General features: G+C 45.0%; 1 pseudogene. It reads right to left on the bottom strand.

Going from position 1 to position 515, the window contains the following annotated elements:
• Nucleotides 1-281 (bottom strand): annotated as a pseudogene (locus ACFINC_RS10240) (PBSX family phage terminase large subunit); the annotation flags it as partial.
• Nucleotides 282-515: the final 234 nt, after the last annotated feature.

Here is a 515-nt window from a genome sequence, read left to right as displayed (position 1 = left end):
TAAGCTTCAATGGCGCGTTTAATTTCTTCCAAAGAACTCTCATTGAGAGAATTTTGAAACTGTCGCGCACAAAGAATAATCCCGCGTTCTCCTGCCATTCCATGGCGATATCCCACCACCGCTGTCATCAGAGCAAAAGAGCGTGTTTTTCCAGAGCCCCGTCCGCCCCAAGCGGCTCGGACATCTGCTTTTCCAGTAAAGACAGGAATAAGCTTTGGGATAAGAGCCACTTGAGCCGTTTTCTGCCCTATGTTTTTAGAAATTTTCTGAACCATTGTCATGATAAATTTTTATACTTTATCAACAATTGAGCTCCACATTTTTGATGATGCCAATTTGATGATGCCAAGTTTTATTATTCCAGAACCATTGAAGGAAAAACGCTTATCTCAAAAGCGCTCTGTTCATTCTGATACGCGATACATCCTTCTTTTTGGACACTCCCCTTTTTTGCATGCGCCCCTTTTGACGCCCCAACGCCCCCCCACTTCCTCGAAGCGCGCGAAAAGCCCCAC

The sequence above is a fragment of the Bartonella sp. AP58NXGY genome (assembly GCF_042195785.1).
Taxonomy (GTDB): domain Bacteria; phylum Pseudomonadota; class Alphaproteobacteria; order Rhizobiales; family Rhizobiaceae; genus Bartonella.
Note: the sequence above shows the minus strand (reverse complement) of the source record. Positions and strands in the feature narration are given on the sequence as shown.